20 protein-coding genes are annotated in these 20,594 nt (G+C 40.1%); 12 read left to right on the forward strand and 8 right to left on the reverse strand.

Going from position 1 to position 20,594, the window contains the following annotated elements; translation table 11 throughout:
* Nucleotides 1-83 precede the first annotated feature (83 nt).
* On the forward strand, nucleotides 84-1,352 hold the full coding sequence (locus tag IGL93_RS00530; RefSeq protein ID WP_010775487.1) for a RidA family protein: 1,269 nt from the start codon (nucleotides 84-86) through the stop codon (nucleotides 1,350-1,352).
* Nucleotides 1,353-1,401: 49 nt separating this feature from the next.
* On the opposite strand, the gene IGL93_RS00535 is transcribed toward IGL93_RS00530, so the two are convergent.
* The 7 genes from IGL93_RS00535 to coaA form a co-directional block, all read right to left on the reverse strand.
* A complete protein-coding gene (locus IGL93_RS00535) occupies nucleotides 1,402-1,845 on the reverse strand; it encodes a MepB family protein (protein ID WP_010775488.1) in 444 nt (147 codons plus the stop codon).
* A gap of 14 nt (nucleotides 1,846-1,859) precedes the next feature.
* Nucleotides 1,860-2,405: an ATP:cob(I)alamin adenosyltransferase gene (locus tag IGL93_RS00540; RefSeq protein WP_010775489.1), complete on the reverse strand. Its 546-nt coding sequence runs from the start codon at nucleotides 2,403-2,405 to the stop codon at nucleotides 1,860-1,862.
* A 166-nt stretch (nucleotides 2,406-2,571) separates the two neighbouring features.
* Entirely contained in the window at nucleotides 2,572-2,949 is a 378-nt protein-coding gene (locus IGL93_RS00545) for a hypothetical protein (RefSeq protein ID WP_010775490.1), read from the reverse strand.
* Between the two features lie 9 nt (nucleotides 2,950-2,958).
* The gene (locus tag IGL93_RS00550) at nucleotides 2,959-4,827 is read right to left on the reverse strand and encodes a C39 family peptidase (RefSeq protein WP_033789685.1); all 1,869 of its coding nucleotides are present in this window, start codon (nucleotides 4,825-4,827) and stop codon (nucleotides 2,959-2,961) included.
* 102 nt (nucleotides 4,828-4,929) lie between these two features.
* Complete coding sequence (locus IGL93_RS00555) at nucleotides 4,930-5,259, reverse strand: hypothetical protein (RefSeq protein WP_025192637.1); 330 nt, start codon at nucleotides 5,257-5,259, stop codon at nucleotides 4,930-4,932.
* Between the two features lie 138 nt (nucleotides 5,260-5,397).
* Entirely contained in the window at nucleotides 5,398-6,960 is a 1,563-nt protein-coding gene (gene guaA, locus IGL93_RS00560; protein WP_002356158.1) for a glutamine-hydrolyzing GMP synthase, read from the reverse strand.
* Between the two features lie 311 nt (nucleotides 6,961-7,271).
* On the reverse strand, nucleotides 7,272-8,195 hold the full coding sequence (gene coaA, locus IGL93_RS00565; RefSeq protein ID WP_002356160.1) for a type I pantothenate kinase: 924 nt from the start codon (nucleotides 8,193-8,195) through the stop codon (nucleotides 7,272-7,274).
* Nucleotides 8,196-8,349: 154 nt separating this feature from the next.
* Between coaA and IGL93_RS00570 the strand changes: the two genes are divergently transcribed.
* Together IGL93_RS00570 and IGL93_RS00575 are read left to right on the forward strand one after the other, a co-directional pair.
* Nucleotides 8,350-8,937, forward strand: coding sequence for an SGNH/GDSL hydrolase family protein (locus IGL93_RS00570; RefSeq protein ID WP_010775502.1), 588 nt, complete (start codon nucleotides 8,350-8,352; stop codon nucleotides 8,935-8,937).
* A 14-nt stretch (nucleotides 8,938-8,951) separates the two neighbouring features.
* Complete coding sequence (locus IGL93_RS00575) at nucleotides 8,952-9,560, forward strand: class I SAM-dependent methyltransferase (protein ID WP_002356162.1); 609 nt, start codon at nucleotides 8,952-8,954, stop codon at nucleotides 9,558-9,560.
* A 32-nt stretch (nucleotides 9,561-9,592) separates the two neighbouring features.
* Here IGL93_RS00575 and add read toward each other — a convergent pair whose 3' ends face one another.
* Nucleotides 9,593-10,624 (reverse strand): adenosine deaminase, encoded by a 1,032-nt coding sequence (gene add, locus IGL93_RS00580; RefSeq protein ID WP_002356163.1) that lies wholly within the window; start codon nucleotides 10,622-10,624, stop codon nucleotides 9,593-9,595.
* Nucleotides 10,625-10,765: 141 nt separating this feature from the next.
* On the opposite strand from add, the gene IGL93_RS00585 reads away from it, so the two are divergent.
* The 9 genes from IGL93_RS00585 (at nucleotide 10,766) to IGL93_RS00625 (ending at nucleotide 20,499) form a co-directional block, all read left to right on the forward strand.
* Nucleotides 10,766-11,773 (forward strand): substrate-binding domain-containing protein, encoded by a 1,008-nt coding sequence (locus tag IGL93_RS00585; protein WP_002356164.1) that lies wholly within the window; start codon nucleotides 10,766-10,768, stop codon nucleotides 11,771-11,773.
* A gap of 140 nt (nucleotides 11,774-11,913) precedes the next feature.
* Nucleotides 11,914-13,215, forward strand: a complete 1,302-nt coding sequence (locus IGL93_RS00590) for a pyrimidine-nucleoside phosphorylase (RefSeq protein WP_002356165.1) — start codon at nucleotides 11,914-11,916, stop codon at nucleotides 13,213-13,215.
* A 27-nt stretch (nucleotides 13,216-13,242) separates the two neighbouring features.
* Nucleotides 13,243-13,905: a deoxyribose-phosphate aldolase gene (gene deoC, locus IGL93_RS00595; protein ID WP_002356166.1), complete on the forward strand. Its 663-nt coding sequence runs from the start codon at nucleotides 13,243-13,245 to the stop codon at nucleotides 13,903-13,905.
* Nucleotides 13,874-14,338, forward strand: a complete 465-nt coding sequence (locus IGL93_RS00600; protein ID WP_002387503.1) for a cytidine deaminase — start codon at nucleotides 13,874-13,876, stop codon at nucleotides 14,336-14,338. Before deoC ends, IGL93_RS00600 begins: the two co-directional genes overlap by 32 nt.
* Before the next feature lie 95 nt (nucleotides 14,339-14,433).
* Entirely contained in the window at nucleotides 14,434-15,507 is a 1,074-nt protein-coding gene (locus IGL93_RS00605; protein WP_002356168.1) for a BMP family lipoprotein, read from the forward strand.
* Nucleotides 15,508-15,560: 53 nt separating this feature from the next.
* On the forward strand, nucleotides 15,561-16,646 hold the full coding sequence (locus IGL93_RS00610; protein WP_002356169.1) for a BMP family lipoprotein: 1,086 nt from the start codon (nucleotides 15,561-15,563) through the stop codon (nucleotides 16,644-16,646).
* 205 nt (nucleotides 16,647-16,851) lie between these two features.
* Nucleotides 16,852-18,420, forward strand: coding sequence for an ABC transporter ATP-binding protein (locus IGL93_RS00615; RefSeq protein ID WP_002383844.1), 1,569 nt, complete (start codon nucleotides 16,852-16,854; stop codon nucleotides 18,418-18,420).
* On the forward strand, nucleotides 18,413-19,546 hold the full coding sequence (locus IGL93_RS00620) for an ABC transporter permease (protein WP_002356171.1): 1,134 nt from the start codon (nucleotides 18,413-18,415) through the stop codon (nucleotides 19,544-19,546). The genes IGL93_RS00615 and IGL93_RS00620 overlap by 8 nt, the downstream gene beginning before the upstream one ends.
* Nucleotides 19,546-20,499 carry an ABC transporter permease gene (locus IGL93_RS00625; RefSeq protein WP_002356172.1) on the forward strand — a complete coding sequence of 318 codons (954 nt, stop codon included), beginning with the start codon at nucleotides 19,546-19,548 and terminating at the stop codon, nucleotides 20,497-20,499. The genes IGL93_RS00620 and IGL93_RS00625 overlap by 1 nt, the downstream gene beginning before the upstream one ends.
* The last annotated feature ends 95 nt before the right edge of the window (nucleotides 20,500-20,594 follow it).

Genomic DNA, 20,594 nt, shown 5'->3' on the forward strand with positions numbered 1-20,594 from the left:
TAAAAAGGATCTTGTTGGAAGTTTAATGCTTGAAAATGTAAGCGGAATCATTTTGTTGGAATGCTAAAAAAGGGAGTAGAGTTATGAGTAATGAAAATATCGTCTTAGCAAGAAATACAGAGCGTGCACTAAAGCATCCTCTCGCAGCCCAAACAGTCGCATTTTCCCACTATAATCATTTGTCGGCACAGTTACCTATTGAGCCAACCTCTGGACAATTGGTAGAAGGTGGCATTCGGGCCCAAGCGACACAATGTTTGAAAAATATCCAAGCGGTTGTTGAAAGTATCAACCATGTGATGAGTGACATTGTCAGAATGACCATTTTTGTCAAAGATATGCGGGATGCTGCCGCAGTTGAGGAGGTCTATGCGGCCTTTTTTACCCATTATTATCCAGCTAAAACAGTGGTCGCCGTCACAGATTTGCCGTTAGGCGCTTCCGTTCAAATGGAGGCACTTGTTTCAAATGGGGAAGGAACTATCCCTAATGCGCCTCAAGCTGGGGATTTAATTAAATTAACAAATCAGACTGTTCAGGCACCAATTGATGCTCTAGCCAGTCAAACGGTCGCGTTTTCTCACTATAACAATCTGTCTGCACAATTGCCTATAGATCCTCAAACGGGCAGAGTTGTGGCTGACTGTGTTAAAACGCAAACAAAACAATGTTTGAAAAACATAAAAGCCATTTTAACCAGTATTGATGTGCCTTTTGATGATATTGTGAAGGTCAATATTTATTTAAAAGATTTATCTAAGCTAGAAGCTGTCAATCAAGTATATGCCGCTTTTTTCCCAGATTCAGGAATTGCGCGTACGGTCAATTATATGCCAGCACGAACAGTGATTGCTGTTGCTGATTTACCAATGGGCGCGGCGGTGCAAGTAGAAGCGGTGGTTTCTCATGGGGATGGTACGCCACCACAAGCGATTGAAGATCGACATGGATTAATTATTGAAGCAAATAATACAGAGCACGCACCGAAGTGTCCATTTTCGACACAAACTGTTGCTTTTTCTCATTACAACCATCTATCAGCTCAGCTACCATTGGACCCTAAAACAAATGCGTTAGTCGCTGGCGGAATCAAGGAACAAACGACGCAATGCTTAGAAAACATCAAAGCGATTATTGAAAGTGTGGATCACAGCTTAGCTGATCTGGTGAAAGTGAATATTTTTGTGAAAGAGATTGAAGAGCTGGCGGCAGTAGATGACGTCTACCAAACGTACTTCCCTGAAGGCACGCCTGCCAGAAGAGTGATTGGTGTGACGGATTTACCAAAAGGTGCCCAGATTCAAATCGAAGCGATTGCTGGGAACGCAGAAGGTACGCCACCAATTGGCTAAACAGTAAAATAAACAAACGTCAGCTGGCTTCTGAAGCCAACTGACGTTTTTAGTATTTAGATAAATCAGTAAAGTAAGTTAGTTGCCATTTTTGTGTTTTTTTTGCGGTTTGATTAAGGTTTTGGCACCAAGAAGGATAAAAACGGGCCGCCATTTTGCCTTTTTGTTGGTGCATTTTGAGAATTTTTTGTTGGATTAAACATTCTTTCGGCAGAAGAAAGAGACCTTGCTTTTCTTGATCAGCAATGACAATTGCTAACATTTCAGGGGCTTCCGTAGCATCAAAGGCTTCGTTCTGATTTTGTTGATTTTTTTCCCAGAAGGCTACAAAATAGCCTTCTTTTTTCGGCGTTTTTTTGGCTAAGCGACTGCGGATAAGTTGTTGCGATTCATTAACTTGACATAAAAAGCCTTCATATTCGGCATTTTGTTTTTCTTCGGAAAGCAGGGTGATCGCGCCCACTGCTTTTTCAAGTATTGGTAATGAATTCATCATCTTCCTCCAAATTAAATAGAATAGTTGCGAGAAACAAAGGGAACTTCTTCACCATTTTCGAGCTGATTTAGGTACAAAGCTAACATGAAAAAGTAACCTGAGAGTAAGTTGACTACATCATACAGCTGCGGATCAATTTTTTTACCACCATAGTCCATGCGATAAAGTAAACGAACAATATCTTTGGCTTTGGCTCTTAAAATGTGTGCATAAGAGGAACAGATTGTGCCCATCGGTAAAACAAAAGGACGATTTTCTTCGTATGTCAGTTCATTCATAGCATTGACACGTTCCAAAAGCCAGGCTATTTCGTCCTCTGTGACTGTTAATTTTGTTCGGGTCGTTGGATTGACATGGTAGATTAACTCGCAAATTTTGGCTAGTTCTTCTGTTAGTGCAGGCTGTTCAGGGACGTCTAATTGTTGCACATATCCTCGTAGAAGACCTGTCATCGAGGCCAATTCATCAGTCATTAATTCAAAATCACATCGTAAATCTTCTGGTTTAGAAGATAGATACGGGTATGCTTCATACGGACTGCGGTACATTTTTTTCATTCAATTTCCCTACTTTCTAAAAATAAAAAGCCCTCAAAAAGAATGCACGAAAGCCAATCTTTTTGAGCGCCGTTGCTCGACTGTTCACAGTACACCATTGTACTTGCTAAGGTAATCATAGCCAAGAGTGAAGGGAGAGTCAAGGGGGAATCAATATGAGATAACTTTATTGATTTATTTTTTGCTTAATATAATCAATGACATCTTTCTTTTGTTCTTTAGCCTCTGATATATATTCCTTTAGTTCTTTATCCGTAATTGTTGAACTGTTAATTCCTTGTTCATACAATTGTCGTCTAGTTTTTGAAACATCATCTGTTGGATTCAATTCTCTATTCTTTAAATTCTCGGTTGTTTCAATTGTTATAGATGATGTAGAAGTTGGTGTTGTGTCCGGATTACTACTATCTTTTTTAGAAGACTGGGTAGTTTGCTGTTTAGTTGATACTTCAGTAGATGAAGCGTCTCTATTTTTTCCCCCAGTATTATTACTACATGCCGTTAAAAATAAGGCTAACAATAGTACAATAAGTTTTTTTTTCATTATATCCTCCTATAAAATAACGAAACATGGTCGGCCTTCTGTCCAATCAATTGGATCATTTGACGGAGTATTCCAAAGTGCTTGTGTTGACACCCAACCTGAGTAAAACTGGCGGCTGTATGGATCATAGGTTAAAGTGTAACCATTTTTGTACTCATGAACAACAATAGCATGTCCAATCCCAACATTTTGATATAAAATAACAGGATATCCTTCAGAAAGATAGGCGTTCAATGTAGCTACATCATTAATAACTTTGATCGAACGGCCATATGATTGAGCTGTTATCACTAAATCAGTTGCAGAAGCGCCAAAGTATCTTTGATTTAACCCGCCATAAGATGCCATTCTTGTTGCAACACTGACAGGATTTACATTATAACCGTAAGAGCCTCTTAAAATCATAGATAAACTTGTTGGAACACATCCTGCTGCGCCAATGGTATAGTTTCCGATATAAGTATTAATCCATTGTGGGTCACGTTGAGAATAATAATAAGGTTTTTTCTTTAATCTTTCTGCACGTAATCTGTTTGCTATCTCTGCTGGTGTGCGAGCTTCATCGCCAACTAAAAAAGCTTTTCCAGATCCTTTAGGAGCCGCTTCACCCTTTCTAACTATTTTGATTTGAATAGCTTCCAATCGTTTAGATGCAGATTGACTCCCAGATGGTGCACCATTAGCTGCCCAATTCAACCAACCTTTATCTTGGATATGAACACGGTAATAGACATCATAATATCTGGAAACATCTCCAGATAGGTTTATTTTAATCGCTTCCAAACGTAATTTTTTCCCACTAGTACCAGATAACTCACCATTTTTTTTCTTCTCTTGCCAACCAATACTTTGAACATGTGTCGAATATTCTATATTTCCGGCTAAAGCAGCATCACTAAGATTGATTTTAATCGCTTCTAATCGTAGTTTTTTTCCACTAGTACCAGCGCTTTCACCATTTCTAACAAACCCTTGCCATCCGATTTCTTGCACGTGTGTTTGATAATTGACATTTGGTTTGATTTCATCTGGACGTTTTGCTTCATTTCCAATTAAAAAGGCTTTTCCAGATCCTTCAGGTGCCGCTTCGCCCTTCTTCACTAATTTAATTTGAATGGCTTCTAATCTTTTAGCGGCGCTTTGACTACCTGCGGACTCACTGTTTTTTGCCCAATTCAACCAACCTTTATCTTCTATATGCACACGATAATAAACATCATATGCGTTAGCTATTTCTCCAGTTAAGCGAATTTGAATCGCTTCGAGCCGCAAAGACTTTCCGCTTGTACCAGACAATTGATTATCTTTCACATATCCTTGCCACCCAATTTCTTGGACATGTGTTCTATATTCTACAGATCCAGCCAAATCTGAATTTGAAATATTCATTTTAATTCCTTCAAGACGTAAAGAGCGTCTGCTAGTCCCAGATATTTCCCCGTTTTTGACAACCCCTTGCCATCCGATGTCTTGGATATGTGTCTGATAATTAATATCAGGAACTTTTTCTTCTGCTTTTGCCGGTGCTACAGGTGTGTCCTCATTACTTTGTGATGTTTCCAAAGTAGTTTCAGTATCGTCGCTACTATTTTCTGTATCATTAACAGTTGTTACTTCTGATGTAGAAACTTCAGTGGTAGAATCGGAGGTTGAGGAAGTGGAAGTTGTTTCTGTTTCCTCTTGAGAATTTATGATGCTTGGATTCATTTCTTCAGTGACACCGCTACTCATTTGTTGCTCCGTTAGAGATGTTTCTGAAGCCACCGTTTCTTCAGTAGTTCCCTTAGAGCGTTCCAAAGCGTAAGCAGAAATAGGGGTAACGAGAAATCCCGACAATAAAACCGCTAACATAGAACTAGTTATAACACTTTTTTTCATTAATTTACTCCTTCATAGCTTATTTATTATTTATAGTATACGACAACGTCAAAGGCCAAACAAGAACGTCTTGTTTTTATAAGAACAATAGTGAAAAAGTGTCTATAAAATGACTGAAAAAATTACCAGAAGTAAACCAATCAATAAACTGACAAGACCAGAGATTTGACCTAATCGTTGTTGGATAGAAGAAGGCTGGTCGGTAACTGTGAGCAAACTTGAGAAAAAGTTCATTTTTTTCACGAGTATTAAATACGCAACAATAAGCAAAAGAATACCCGAAAAAAGGTACGAAAGGGGCTCAGAAATAAATTTTTGGGCACGAAGTAAAAAAATTCCTATGAAGAGGACAACAAAACCATACTTAAGAAAAGTTTCTTTTGACATGTTAAAATCGCTTCCTTTTAATTGATGAATTTTATTAATAGCCACTATTCTTATGATTAAATTATAGGACTTTGAGGGCGGTGGAGCAAAGGAAAAATGGAGAATGGTGGGAGGAAAGTGTGATAACACAAAAGAAAACCCGCTAGAAACACCTATTTTATAGGTTTTCTAGCGGGTTGATTGTTATTCCCACTCCACAGTTGCAGGTGGTTTTGAAGTAATATCGTACACGATACGGTTTACATGTGCAACTTCGTTCACGATGCGCACAGAGATTTTTTGTAAAACATCCCAAGGGATACGGGCAAAGTCAGCGGTCATGCCGTCGATAGAAGTCACAGCACGGATACCGACTGTGTAATCGTAGGTACGGCCATCGCCCATAACGCCTACTGAGCGGATGCCAGGTAAGACAGTAAAGTACTGCCAAATGTCACGATCTAAGCCAGCTGCTGCGATTTCTTCACGTAGGATAGCATCTGAATCACGAACGATTTGTAATTTATCTTCTGTAATTTCACCAAGCACACGAATACCTAATCCTGGTCCTGGGAATGGTTGGCGCCAAACGATTGCATCAGGCATGCCAAGTTCAGTTCCTAAGGCACGAACTTCGTCTTTGAATAATGTATTTAAAGGTTCAATTAATTCAAATTGCATGTCTTCAGGAAGACCACCAACGTTGTGATGTGATTTAATTGTTTGCGCAGTTTCTGTACCAGATTCGATGACGTCTGTGTAAAGAGTTCCTTGTGCTAGGAATGAAACGCCTTCTTCCCCAGCAAGTTTAGTTGCTTCGTCATCAAAAACATACACAAATTCGTTACCGATGATTTTACGTTTTTGTTCAGGGTCAGAAACGCCTGCTAATTTGCTTAAGAAGCGTTCTTTCGCATCTACTTTAATAATGTTTAAGCCAAATTTACCGCCTAAACTTTCCATTACTTGCTCTGCTTCACCTTTACGTAATAATCCATGGTCAACGAAGATACAAGTTAATTGGTCGCCAATGGCTTTTTGTAAAAGTACGCCGACAACACTTGAGTCAACGCCACCTGATAAACCAAGTAAGACTTTTTTATCGCCTACTTGTTCACGGATTTTAGCGACTTCCATATCGATGAAGTTTTCCATGCTCCAGTCACCAGTACAGCCACACACATCAAAAGCAAAGTGACGTAATAAGTCGTTACCATATTCTGAATGACGAACTTCTGGGTGAAATTGTACGCCGTAGAATTTGCGGTTGGCATCTTCGATAGAAGCGATTGGACAATCGTTGCTTGTCCCAACTTTTTCGAATCCAGGAGCGATTTCTGTTACTAAATCACCGTGGCTCATCCAAACGGTTTGTTTCGCAGGTGTTCCTTGGAATAATGTCGCATCACCAAGGATTTCTAATTCTGCTTTTCCGTATTCACGGTTTGCGGCAGGTTCTACTTTTCCGCCTAAGTTATGAGTCATTAATTGCATACCGTAGCAGATGCCAAGAATGGGAATTCCTAACTCATAAATTTCTGGATCAATGCTAAAAGCATCTTTGTCATACACGCTGTTTGGTCCACCTGAGAAGATGATTCCTTTAGGCGCGATTTTGCGAATTTCTTCTGCCGTAGTTCGGTGGCTTAATAACTCAGAGAATACGCCAAATTCACGAATACGACGAGTAATCAATTGGTTAAACTGACTACCAAAGTCTAAAACAATAATTTTTTCGACAGATGTCAAATCGGCAACGTTAGTCACGTCTATTACCCCTTATCCATTTAAATTTATCTAAAGAAAAGGCGGTTAAAAAGTGGTCAGCACCAAGAATTAAGAAAGGATTTTCAAAAATTGTTTTACGATTTTTAGAAAATTTTGGCTTAATTCCGCAGGGGCTACTTTTAAACAGCCGAGAATCAGGCGGTTAAAAAGTGGTTCACTTTTGTTCCGTACTCTTCTTTGTCTAGCTATACTTATTAAAACATTTTACTCCTTGAAAGTCATGCATTCTGCTGAAAATTTTCAAGGATATTTCTACAAAAGATACAGGATATTTCTTAGCTCGTCAACCCTTAATATTTACGTAGATAGATTTGGTCAATCAAATGATTTTCCGTTTTATGCAAAATAATGTCCGCACGTCCGCGCGTTGGCAAGATATATTCCTCCAAGTTCGGCAAGTTCACGGTTTTCCAAACATTCCGTGCCATGGCGAAAGCATCTTCTCGTTTGCCAATTGCATATTGGTAATAATAATTATTAGGATCTAAGAAAGCCGTATCTAATAAGGCCCCAAAACGTTCTAGGTACCATTTTTCAATTAAGGCTGGATCGGCATCCACAAAAATAGAAAAATCAAAAAAATCACTCACATAAATTTGTTGATTGGCGGGTAACTGTAATGTGTTAATGCCTTCAACAATCAGAATATCTGGTTGTTGAATCAACTCATATTCGCCTTCGATAACATCGTAGACACTGTGAGAATAGACGGGTGCTTTAATTTCGTCTTTGCCGCTTTTGACTTCGTTTAAGAAATTAATTAGCTTCTCCATGTCATAACTTTCAGGAAACCCTTTTCGGTCCATAATTCCCTGTTCTTCTAACACTTTATTGGGATACAAAAATCCATCCGTTGTAATGAGTTGAACGTTTCTTCGTTTAAACGTTCGGGCCAGAATTCTTTGCAAAAGACGAGCGGTGGTGCTTTTACCAACGGCGACACTGCCGGCAATTCCAATGATGAATGGTGGTACAGAGACATATTCATGTAGGAATAATCCTTTGCTAAGTGTTAGCGATTCAAATTCTTTCATGTATAAATGAATAAGATGCGTTAAGGGTACATAAATTTCTTGTACATCTTTTAGTGAAATTTGGTCGTTCACACTTTTAATGTTATCCAATTCTGCTTCGGTTAACGGTGCTTTGCCGTCATGATAAAACCCATGCCATTCTTCTCTGGAAATTGGGTAGTAATTCATTTTATCGTCCATTGTTCCTCCACCAAACCCTGTTCAATCTTTGTACATTTTACCATAATTTCACAAGGGAAACACAGGATTTTACAAAAGAATTCCCTTCTTCGCCAATTTATGATGAAAATGGTATCATGAAAAGAGAAAACTGTTAGAAAAGAGGGGAAAAGCCATGAGAAAAATTGTATTATTTGGTGATAGCATTACTGCTGGTTATTTAGACGAAGCCGTCTCACCTGTTCTTGTTGACTTAGTGAAACGGGATATTGCTGCGATGGGTCTAGAAGAAGTGGCCGTTATTAATGCTGGAATGCCTGGCGATACAACAGAGGATGGTTTAAAACGATTAAATAAAGAAGTACTGATTGAGAAACCTGATGAAGTGGTGATTTTCTTTGGCGCCAATGATGCGTCACTGGATCGAAAGGTAACAGTAACCACGTTTAGAGAAAACCTTGAAACAATGATTCACGAAATTGGTTCAGAAAAGGTGATTTTAATTACGCCACCATATGCGGATAGTGGCAGACGTCCAGAACGTCCACAAACGCGTATCAAGGAATTGGTCAAGGTTGCACAAGAAGTCGGAGCGGCACATAACTTGCCAGTTATTGATTTGTATAAAGCGATGACTGTTTATCCTGGAACGGATGAATTTTTACAAGCGGATGGTTTGCATTTTTCACAAGTGGGCTATGAATTATTAGGTGCCTTGATTGTTCGAGAAATAAAAGGTAGACTAAAACCAAAACAAGCATAGATAGGAAGAACAAAATGGCGAATCATTATTATACAGAAAATCCAGAATTAGCACATGATTTAGAAAGCTGGTCTTTTCCATTACGTGGTCGGACCTTTCAGTTTACGACCGATAGCGGGGTCTTCTCAAGAGGAACAGTGGATTATGGTTCTCGTGTGTTGATTGATGCCTTTGAATGGGAAAATTTACCAGCAGGCCGTTTGTTAGATGTTGGTTGTGGCTATGGACCAATTGGGTTGTCCTTAGCAGCGGCGACTGGTCGACTGGTGGAAATGGTAGATGTCAACCAACGGGCAGTTGGGCTAGCTCAAATGAACGCCCAACGCAACCAAATTACTACTGTGGATATTCATTCTTCCAATGTGTATGAAACCTTAAACGAAACGACCTACGCGGCGATTGTTAGCAATCCGCCCATTCGTGCAGGCAAAAAAGTTGTCCATGGCATTTTAACAGGGGCTTTTCCGTTGTTGAAAGTTGGTGGCACACTAACGGTAGTTATTCAAAAGAAACAAGGTGCACCTAGTGCAGAAAAGAAAATGGCTGAAGTATTTGGCAATGTTGAAATTGTGACAAAAGACAAAGGCTATTATATTTTACGAAGTGTTAAAGAAGCAGAGTAAAAAAGAACCGCCACTTTAGTGGAGGTTCTTTTTTAGAATAGATACGCTTGATCAATTTTTTGGTTCAACAGTTTTTTTTCGTCTGGCGATAAAAAAGCACCTGCAAGCGCATTTTTAGTGAGTTGCTTCATTTCGTCATAACTTAATTGATACCAAGTGGCCAATTTCATGAATTCTTTCGTTAACGTAGTATCTGAAACAGTGCGATTATCGGTATTGATGCAGACGGCTAAGCCAGCCTCTATAAATTGTTGAAAAGGGTATTCAGCCAATGTTTTGACGGTGCCTGTTTGGAAGTTGCTAGTTGGACACATTTCTAAAAGAACCTTTTTTTCTTTTAAGAGCGCCAAATATTCGGGTGTATCTTTCAAAGCAATACCGTGACCAATCCGAGTAGCACCTAAAGTGACAGCATCAGCGACATTTTTGCCACAGCCGCATTCCCCAGCGTGGAGTGTTAATGGAATTGACAATTGGTTGGCTAAAGCTAATACGTCTTCAAATGTGTATGGAGGGAAATCGACTTCATTGCCAGCTAAATCAAAGCCGACAACGCCTGTCTCTCTGAAATCATGCGCTAAGTGAACGATTTTTTCTATGGCTTGTTGTTGGTCATGCCGCATGCCGCATAACAGTGCATTGCTTTTTACACCAAAATCTTCTTCGCCTTGTTTTAAGCCAGTTAAAACAGCAGTCACGATTTCAGGTAACCGTAAGCCTTTTTCTGTATGTTGGGAAGGCGCAAAACGCACCTCTATGTAAGCCACGCCATCTTCTGCAGCTTGGCTAATCACGTCATACGCCGCTGCTTGCAAAGCTTCAGCTGTTTGTAGACAGGTTAGCACGAAGTCGAACCGAGTTAAATAATCATTCAAATCGGTGCATTTTTCAGGGGCAACCACTAACTCTTTCAAGGCTTGTTCGTCTTGGGGTAATGGAATGTTTTGTTTTTCAGCAATGGTGCGTAAAGTGGTTGGTCGAATCGACCCATCTAAGTGACAGTGCAGCTCGATTTTTGGTAATTGACGGACACGGGATTCTTCCATGAAAAAAATAGCCTCCATTTTCTTTTGTTTTTTAATCTTTTTAGTCTATTTCTTTTGTCTTTTTTTTGTTAAAATGTAAAAGATTCGATAAGTATTTTGAAGACTGTAACACGTCTACAAATGTCTGTCAATGCAAAAGGAGACGTTGGGAGGGGCGCGATGAAACTAACGATTAAAGAAATTGCTGATATGGCTGGTGTTTCTGTCACAACCGTCTCACAAATTCTGAATAATAAAGGGAGTCGTTTCAGTGAAAAAACCCGCAACAAGGTGTTGGCGGTAGTCGCTGAAAATCATTACAAACCAGATTACTTTGCTTCGAATGTAATCAACCGTCATTCCAAAACCATTGGTATGATTGTGCCAGATGTGACGGATTTCTTTTTCTCAAAAGTGATTGAAGGTGTGGAAACATATTTAAATTCGTTAGGCTACATGATTTTGTTATGCAATTCAAAGCATGATTCCGAGCAAGCGATGCAATATGTTAGCGAGTTGATTCATCGGTCGGTGGATGGCATTATTTTTGCCACGCCGAATGTTTTGCCAGAAAATCATATTTTAAAAGACCGACGAGAACATCCGATTCCTGTCATTCTTGTCGATCGTGGGATTAATCCACGAGATAGCGGACGACTAATCGTTAAAGAGTACGAAGGTGCTTATCAAGCGGTCCATCATTTGATCCAACAAGGGCATCAGCATATAGGTATGTTGCGCGAAAGTGCCGGCTATTATCGTTTAACGGAACGAGTGACGGCGTATCAGCATGCGTTACAGGACAACAATTTACCTTTTCGTCCGCATTATGTTTGTGCTGGGGAATTGAACTTGCATGGCGGCTATGCTGCGGCGAAAGAAGTTTTGAAAAATGAAGAAATCACAGCAATTTTTTGTGGTAATGATGAAATGGCGATGGGAGCTTATCAAGCCATTGAAGAAGCGGGCAAGAAAATTCCTGACGATATTTCGGTGGTTGGCTTTGATGGCTTGGAAATTTCCGAATATTTGGTGCCGAGTTTAACAACCGTCTATCAGCCGAGTTTTGATATTGGCTATTATGCAGCAAAATTTTTGGTGGAAGCTATTGCAGATCCAACAGGGAAAGTTCCAAATAAAGTTTTTGATGCGACGTTTATTGCTAGAAAAAGCACAAAACCGATTTAAAAAACAGCTTAGAAATGGAATGTTCGTGTTGTTTGCGTTTTCACAAGAAAAAAATAATAGTAAACTGGTTTACTAAATGGTTTAAAGCTGAACGATTTTGTTGTATAATACATTATCGGGAAATCGGAGGGAACGAATTCATGAGAATGGTAGACATTATTGAAAAGAAACGTGACGGGCATCAACTAACAAGCGAAGAAATTCAATTTATTATCAACGGATACACAGATGGTTCAATTCCAGATTATCAGGTAAGTGCCTTTTTAATGGCTGTTTTTTACCAAGATATGACAGACGAAGAAATTACACAAATGACGTTAGCAATGGTCCATTCAGGCGAAATTGTGGATCTTTCTTCTATAGAAGGAATCAAAGTCGACAAGCATTCTACAGGTGGCGTAGGCGACACTACGACGCTTATTTTAGCGCCATTAGTTGCTAGTGTCGGGGTCAATGTAGCAAAAATGTCTGGTCGTGGCTTAGGCTATACGGGCGGTACGTTGGATAAATTAGAAGCGATTCCTGGTTTTAAAGTTGAATTGACAGAAGAACGTTTTATTCAATTGGTGAACGATACAAAAGTGGCAGTAATTGGTCAGTCAGGTGATCTAGCACCAGCAGACAAAAAACTTTATGCGTTACGTGATGTGACCGCCACTGTTGACTCAATTCCATTAATTGCAAGTTCCATTATGAGTAAAAAAATTGCCGCAGGGGCAGATGCGATTGTCTTAGACGTGACTACTGGTGAAGGGGCCTTTATGAAAGACCTAGCAAGTGCTCGTCGATTAGCGGAAACAATGGTTCGCATTGGAAAACTGGCAAATCGCCAAACGATGGCAGTAATTTCAGACATGTCACAACCTTTAGGGGAGGCCATCGGAAATAGCTTAGAAATCGTTGAAGCAATCGAGACCTTGCAAGGAAATGGGCCAGAAGATTTAGTGGAGATGTGCTATGTCTTAGGAAGTCAGATGGTCGTTTTAGCTAAAAAAGCCGAGACGTTAGACGAAGCACGGGCTTTATTAGAAGAAGCTTTAACAAGCGGTCGAGCGCTCGCAAAATTTAAAGAAATGATTGAAAATCAAGGCGGCGACAGTTCCGTTGTTGACCAGCCAGAAAAATTATTAACCGCAACTTATCAATTTGATTTACCTGCCAAAGAAACAGGCGTGGTACAAAAAATCGTTGCCAATGAAATTGGCGTTGCCGCAATGTTGCTGGGCGCTGGTCGGGCTACGAAAGAAGATACGATTGATTTTGCAGTTGGCTTGAAACTTCACAAAAAAGTAGGGAGCCCAGTTGAAAAAGGCGAATCATTACTAACCATTTATGCCAATCGTGAAGACGTGACAGAAGTCGAACAATTGCTTTATAAAAACATTGAAATTGGACCAACCGGCGAAGAGCCTATTTTGATTCACGATATTATTACGGAATAAAACAAAAAGAAAAGAGGAATTCTCATCATGGAATTAAACCGCATGATTGACCACACTATTTTGAAACCAGAAGCGACAGAAGCCGCTGTCCAAAAAATTATTGACGAAGCTAAGGAGTACAACTTCTTCTCTGTATGTATCAATCCTTGTTGGGTCGCTTTTGCTAGCGAGCAATTAGCTGATACCGACGTCGCTGTGTGTACCGTTATTGGCTTTCCTTTGGGGGCGAATACACCAGAAGTTAAAGCATACGAAGCAGCTGATGCAATTAAAAATGGTGCGAATGAAGTGGATATGGTGATTAATATTGGTGCATTAAAATCACAACAATACGATTACGTACGTCAAGACATTCAAGGCGTAGTAGATGCAGCCAAAGGAAAAGCGTTAGTCAAAGTGATTATTGAAACAGCATTATTAACAGACGAAGAAAAAGTTAAAGCTTGTGAATTAGCCAAAGAAGCAGGTGCCGATTTCGTTAAAACATCTACTGGCTTCTCAACAGGCGGCGCTAAAGTAGCAGACATTCGTTTAATGCGTGAGACAGTTGGTCCTGACATGGGCGTTAAGGCTTCTGGTGGCGTGCATAATGCAGAAGAAGCGCTAGCAATGATTGAAGCGGGGGCAACACGTATCGGTGCAAGTACGGGTGTAGCAATTGTTTCTGGCGCAACTGGCGAAGGGTATTAATTCGTATTTCAAATTAAACGAAGGTGTGGCGAAAAAGATGACAGTAAAACAAGAATGGCTTGATTGTGCCGTAGAAGCATTGGCACACGCCTATGTACCGTATTCTAACTTTCCTGTGGGCGCTTGCTTAGTGACTGCAGACGGAAAAATGTATCAAGGAGTCAACATTGAAAATGCCTCCTTTGGTTTAACAAATTGTGCAGAAAGAACGGCGATTTTTAAAGCCATTTCAGAAGATGAACGGACCTTCCAACATTTAGTTGTAGCAGGTAATACAGAGGCACCCATTTCTCCATGTGGCGCTTGTCGTCAAGTAATGGCTGAATTCTTTGATCCACAAATGCCAGTCACGCTAGTTGGTAAAGATGGCGCGACTAAAACAATGACAGTTGAGGCATTATTGCCCTATTCATTTACAGATAAAGATTTTTAAAAAAAGGACATAAGGTTTCGTTGGGCTCAAAGTAGATTTCAATAGCATAAATGCGAATGAAATAATAGATAAAATAGTAGGGGGCTTTTCGGAAAGTGAAACAAGCAAAATTTTTAGGTCTAGGATTGGCAGCAGTTGCCTTAACCATTGGGTTAGCTGCATGTGGTGGCAATAGCAAAAAGAACGCCAACACAAAAGGTGATCCACAACATAGTGTCGTAATGGTCACAGATACAGCCGGCATTGATGACAAATCTTTTAACCAATCTGCGTGGGAAGGAATGCAAGAGTGGGGCAAAGAGCACAAACTTCCAGAAGGACCTCAAGGGTATGCGTATATTCAATCAAATGAAGCATCTGATTATACATCAAACATTGACCAAGCCATTTCAAGTCAATTTAAAACGATTTTTGGCATTGGGTATTTACTAAAAAATGCAGTAGTAGATGCAGCGGACGCCAACCCAGAAACGAATTTCGTTCTAATCGACGATACAGTTAATGGGAAAAACAACGTCGCTTCTGCAACATTTAGAGATAATGAATCTGCGTATTTAGCAGGTGTGGCAGCAGCTAACACTACGAAAACCAACAAAGTAGGATTTATCGGCGGGGTTGAAGGACCTGTTATTGGCCGTTTCCAAGCTGGTTTTGAAAAAGGTGTAGCAGATGCTGGCAAAAAATTAGGAAAAGATATTCAAATTACGTCTACTTATGCAGGGACATTTGCAGACGCTTCAAAAGGACGGGCCTTAGCTTCTTCTATGTATCAAGCAGGTGCCGACATTATTTATCACGCAGCGGCGACTACAGGACAAGGAATCTTCCAAGAAGCCAAAGCGCTAAATGAAACAGGTTCAAAAGATAAAGTTTGGGTGATTGGTGTTGACCGTGACCAAAACGAAGACGGTAAATATACAACCAAAGATGGCAAGGATGATAACTTAACGTTAGCTTCAACCATTAAAGGGGTAAATATTGCTGTGAAAAAAATCTCTGATCTTGCATTAGAAGATAAATTCCCTGGCGGCGAACATTTAACTTATGGATTGAAAGATGGCGGTGTTGATTTAACAACAGAAGCCCTAAGCGATCAAGCCAAAACGGCAGTTAAAGAAGCCAAAGAACAAATCATCTCTGGTGACGTAAAAGTCCCAGACCAACCTTAGAAACAACTTAGTTGTTTAAATACATTAAACTATTTTTAGGAGGCTTTACAGAAATGAAAAAAGCAAAATTATTCGGTTTTAGTTTGATTGCATTAGGTTTATCAGTTTCACTTGCAGCATGTGGTGGTGGCAAAGGCAAAACCGCTGAAAGCGGCGGTGGCAAAGGGGATGCAGCGCATAGTGCTGTAATCATTACAGATACAGGCGGCGTGGATGACAAGTCGTTCAACCAATCTTCTTGGGAAGGATTGCAAGCTTGGGGTAAAGAACATGATTTACCAGAAGGTTCAAAAGGGTATGCATATATTCAATCGAATGATGCAGCTGACTATACAACAAATATTGACCAAGCGGTATCAAGTAAATTCAACACAATCTTTGGTATTGGCTACTTGCTAAAAGATGCAATTTCTTCTGCAGCAGATGCCAACCCTGATACAAACTTTGTTTTAATCGATGATCAAATCGATGGCAAAAAGAATGTCGTTTCTGCAACATTTAGAGATAATGAAGCAGCTTACTTAGCCGGTGTTGCTGCTGCAAACGAAACAAAAACGAACAAAGTCGGTTTTGTTGGTGGTGAAGAAGGGGTCGTAATTGACCGTTTCCAAGCTGGTTTTGAAAAAGGTGTGGCTGATGCTGCGAAAGAATTAGGTAAAGAAATTACTGTTGATACAAAATATGCGGCTTCATTTGCTGATCCTGCCAAAGGGAAAGCTTTAGCTGCTGCAATGTACCAAAACGGCGTTGATATCATCTTCCATGCTTCTGGTGCGACTGGACAAGGGGTCTTCCAAGAAGCAAAAGACTTGAATGAATCAGGTTCTGGCGACAAAGTTTGGGTAATCGGTGTTGACCGCGATCAAGATGCTGATGGCAAGTACAAAACAAAAGACGGCAAAGAAGACAACTTCACGTTAACTTCAACGCTTAAAGGTGTCGGCACAGCGGTTCAAGATATTGCCAACCGTGCGTTAGAAGACAAATTCCCTGGTGGCGAACATTTAGTTTATGGATTAAAAGATGGTGGCGTTGACTTAACAGACGGCTATTTAAACGACAAAACAAAAGAAGCTGTTAAAACAGCAAAAGATAAAGTAATCTCAGGTGACGTAAAAGTCCCAGAAAAACCAGAATAATTTAAGCTCCTAAATGAAAAAAGAAGGGCTCATTATTGTTCCTTCTAAAAATGAAGTGGTCCTTGGCAGCGACGGCTGCCAAGGAAACCCTTTATGATGTTTGGATTTTTAACTAAATAGTTGAGGTTCTTCAACTACTTAGTTAAGGGTCAAAATTACCCTCTAAAGTATTGCCAATATAATTTTGTTAGGAAGTGAATAGACCTTGTCTCAAGAAGAAAACGTAATTGAGATGCGTAAAATCACCAAAGAATTTGGGACGTTCAAAGCCAACGACCAAATTGATTTACAAGTAAAACCTGGTGAAATCCACGCACTGCTAGGTGAAAATGGTGCAGGCAAGTCGACCTTGATGAATATCTTATCAGGGCTATTGGAACCGACCTCAGGTGAGATTTATATGAATGGCGAAAAAGTCAACATTACAAGTCCTACTGCAGCCAATCGTTTAGGAATCGGAATGGTCCATCAGCATTTTATGTTAGTTGAAGCCTTTACTGTGACTGAAAATATTATCTTAGGTAGTGAACCTACCCATGGCGGTATTTTAGACCGGAAAAAAGCGAAAAAAGAGATTGAAGAAGTGTCTAAGCAATACGGGTTGGATGTAAATCCCAATGCCTATATTCGCGATATTTCTGTGGGTATGCAACAACGGGTTGAAATTTTAAAGACCTTATATCGCGGGGCGAACGTTTTAATTTTTGACGAACCAACCGCAGTATTAACGCCACAAGAAATTGATGAATTAATGATTATTTTGAAAGAACTAACCGATGAAGGCAAATCGATCATTTTAATTACACATAAGTTAGATGAAATTAAAAAAGTGGCGGACCGTTGTACGGTCATTCGCCGGGGGCAAAGTATTGGCACCGTCAATGTGAAAGACGTTTCTTCGCAACAGTTAGCCGATATGATGGTGGGCCGTTCTGTTTCTTTCAAAACAGAGAAAAAACCAGCGCAACCGAAAGAAACAATTTTATCAATTAAAGATTTAGTAGTGAAAGAAAGCCGCGGCTTAGATGCGGTGAAAAATCTTAGCTTAGATGTCCGAGCAGGGGAAGTTGTTGGGATTGCGGGGATTGATGGCAATGGACAAACAGAATTAATCCAAGCCTTAGCAGGATTAACGAAAGTCGAAAAAGGCTCCATTCATTTGAATGAAAAAGAGATTACTAATCGCAAACCTAGGGAAATTACGGAAATGGGTGTCGCCCACGTTCCTGAAGACCGACATAAATATGGTTTGGTATTAGAGATGACATTGGCTGAAAATATTGGCCTACAAACGTATTACCAAAAACCATACAGTTCAACAGGTATTTTAAACTATCGAATGATTAACAAACATGCCCGTGAATTAATTGAAGAATATGATGTACGGACTCCTAATGAATTAGTACCAGCTCGGGCGCTTTCAGGTGGGAATCAGCAAAAAGCGATTATTGCCCGAGAAGTTGACCGCGATCCAGATTTGTTGATTGTTTCTCAACCAACACGCGGTTTAGATGTCGGAGCTATTGAATACATTCATCGTCGACTAATTGAACAAAGAGATAAAAATAAAGCTGTTTTATTAGTAAGTTTTGAATTAGACGAAATTTTAAACGTTTCTGATCGTATCGCTGTTATTCATGCGGGGGAAATCGTCGGAATTGTTGATCCGAAAGAAACGACAGAAAATGAATTGGGCTTGTTAATGGCTGGCTACTCATTGGAAGAAGCCCGTGCTGAGTTATCAAAAGTAGAGGCAGGTGAAACTGTTGAATAATCGTTCTGAAAAAATAAGAAATATTTTAGTCCCTGTGTTATCTGTTATTATGGGTTTCCTCTTAGGGGCAATTATTATGGTTATCTTTGGCTATGACCCAGTGGCTGGGTATCAAGCGATGTTTGAAACAGCTTTCCAAGGAAAGAAAAGTATTGGTGAGATTTTTGTCACCGCAGCACCGTTGATTTTTACCGCTTTAGGATTCTCGGTGGCAAATTCGGCTGGATTCTTTAATATCGGGCTTTCTGGACAAGCCTTATGTGGTTGGGTGGCTAGTATTTGGGTCGCTTTATCCATGCCTGATGCCCCCCGGATGATTGCGTTGCCGGTGGCGATTATTGTTGGGGCAGTTGCAGGAGCTTTAGCAGCAGCCATTCCAGGTTTCTTGCGTGCCTATTTTGGGACGAGTGAAGTTATTGTTACGATTATGTTGAATTATATTTTATTATACACAGGAAATCATATTGCTAATAATGTCATGAAACCAAGTATTATGGCGAATAAAGGGATTACCAAAATGATTGGTGCGAATGCATCATTACGCTCACCGTTTTTAACAAGTATCAGTGATGGCTCTCGTTTGAACATCGGCATTTTCTTGGCCTTCATTTTCCTTATTCTTGTGTGGTTCTTGATGAAAAAAACAACGCTTGGTTTTGAAATTCGGTCGGTGGGGTTAAACCCATTTGCTTCTGAATATGCTGGAATGAGCAGCAAGCGAACGATTATTTTATCCATGATGATTTCAGGAACGCTGGCTGGTTTAGGTGGTGCGGTCCAAGGATTGGGGACTTTCCAAAACTTCTTTATTCAAAACACATCGTTGAGCATTGGGTTCGATGGTATGGCCGTGTCTCTATTAGGAGCAGGTAGCTCAATCGGGATTTTACTTTCCGCATTACTGTTTGGAATGTTAAAACTTGGTGGACAAGGAATGCCGTTGATAGCTGGTGTACCAACCGAATTAGTTGATGTTGTTATTGCAGCAATTATTTTCTTTGTGGGAATTAGTTATTTAATTCGTTTCTTGTTAGCGAAAGCGTCTGGTAGTAAAAAAGAAGTAGCGATTGTAGAAACAATTGAAGCGGCGCCAGACAAAAACAATCAAGAGGGGGGAGACATCTAATGGATTTAGCAACAATTTCCTCAATCATCACGCAAACATTAGTGTATGCAACTCCGCTCATCTTGACAGCATTAGGCGGAACGTTCTCAGAACGAAGTGGTGTGGTTAACGTTGGTTTGGAAGGTATTATGGTAATGGGCGCTTTCAGTTCGGTCGTTTTTAACTTGACGTTTGCTGATACATTTGGCGCGGCGACACCATGGATTGCTTGTTTAGTAGGAGGCGTTGTCGGGATTGTCTTTTCTCTCTTACATGCCGTTGCAACTATTAACTTACGAGCAGATCATATTATCAGTGGTACTGTCATTAACTTGATGGCACCGGCGCTAGGGGTTTTCCTAGTAAAAGTTATTTATCAAAAAGGACAAACAGATATGATTACACAATCATTTGGTTATTTTTCTTTCCCAGGATTGTCAAAAATTCCAGTGATTGGTGAACTATTCTTTGCAAAAACCTCTTTGCCAGCTTTCGTAGCAATTTTGATTGCGATTTTAGCTTGGTTTGTCATTTATAAAACACGTTTTGGCTTACGGTTACGTTCTGTGGGAGAACATCCACAAGCGGCAGATACATTGGGAATTAATGTCTACTTAATGCGTTATTCTGGCGTCTTGCTATCCGGCTTCTTAGGCGGTATGGGCGGAGCTGTCTTTGCTCAAAGTATTGCGGGTCGTTTTGGGATTACCACAATTGCAGGACAAGGGTTTATTTCAATGGCCGCAATGATCTTTGGTAAATGGAATCCACTTGGGGCAATGGGCGCAGCCTTATTCTTTGGTTTTGCACAAAACTTAAGTATTGCTGGGGAAAACTTACCAATTATTTCAGAAATTCCAAAAGTTTATCTACAAGCAGCACCATACGTATTGACCATTTTAGTCCTAGTTGTGTTCTTCGGAAAATCATCGGGACCAAAAGCGAACGGGAAAAATTACGTCAAAACGAAATAAGAAAAGAAATAGGCCCTCCGTCAAAGCGACGGGGGGCCATTTCTTTTCTTAGGATAATCAGTTGAACACAAGCGACATTAGGTACTGCTTCACTG

The sequence above is a fragment of the Enterococcus sp. DIV1328a genome, assembly GCF_050536905.1.
GTDB lineage: Bacteria > Bacillota > Bacilli > Lactobacillales > Enterococcaceae > Enterococcus > Enterococcus faecalis.

What these genes read in the sequence shown, in the direction of transcription:
- IGL93_RS00625 (WP_002356172.1), top strand. Translation starts at nt 19,546, where the DNA reads ATGGATTTAGCAACAATTTCCTCAATCATCACGCAAACATTAGTGTAT.
- IGL93_RS00610 (WP_002356169.1), top strand. Translation starts at nt 15,561, where the DNA reads ATGAAAAAAGCAAAATTATTCGGTTTTAGTTTGATTGCATTAGGTTTA.
- coaA (WP_002356160.1), bottom strand. Translation starts at nt 8,195, where the DNA reads ATGGACGATAAAATGAATTACTACCCAATTTCCAGAGAAGAATGGCAT.
- IGL93_RS00550 (WP_033789685.1), bottom strand. Translation starts at nt 4,827, where the DNA reads ATGAAAAAAAGTGTTATAACTAGTTCTATGTTAGCGGTTTTATTGTCG.
- IGL93_RS00570 (WP_010775502.1), top strand. Translation starts at nt 8,350, where the DNA reads ATGAGAAAAATTGTATTATTTGGTGATAGCATTACTGCTGGTTATTTA.
- IGL93_RS00540 (WP_010775489.1), bottom strand. Translation starts at nt 2,405, where the DNA reads ATGAAAAAAATGTACCGCAGTCCGTATGAAGCATACCCGTATCTATCT.
- IGL93_RS00545 (WP_010775490.1), bottom strand. Translation starts at nt 2,949, where the DNA reads ATGAAAAAAAAACTTATTGTACTATTGTTAGCCTTATTTTTAACGGCA.
- IGL93_RS00535 (WP_010775488.1), bottom strand. Translation starts at nt 1,845, where the DNA reads ATGAATTCATTACCAATACTTGAAAAAGCAGTGGGCGCGATCACCCTG.
- add (WP_002356163.1), bottom strand. Translation starts at nt 10,624, where the DNA reads ATGGAGGCTATTTTTTTCATGGAAGAATCCCGTGTCCGTCAATTACCA.
- IGL93_RS00590 (WP_002356165.1), top strand. Translation starts at nt 11,914, where the DNA reads ATGAGAATGGTAGACATTATTGAAAAGAAACGTGACGGGCATCAACTA.
- IGL93_RS00530 (WP_010775487.1), top strand. Translation starts at nt 84, where the DNA reads ATGAGTAATGAAAATATCGTCTTAGCAAGAAATACAGAGCGTGCACTA.
- deoC (WP_002356166.1), top strand. Translation starts at nt 13,243, where the DNA reads ATGGAATTAAACCGCATGATTGACCACACTATTTTGAAACCAGAAGCG.
- IGL93_RS00575 (WP_002356162.1), top strand. Translation starts at nt 8,952, where the DNA reads ATGGCGAATCATTATTATACAGAAAATCCAGAATTAGCACATGATTTA.
- IGL93_RS00585 (WP_002356164.1), top strand. Translation starts at nt 10,766, where the DNA reads ATGAAACTAACGATTAAAGAAATTGCTGATATGGCTGGTGTTTCTGTC.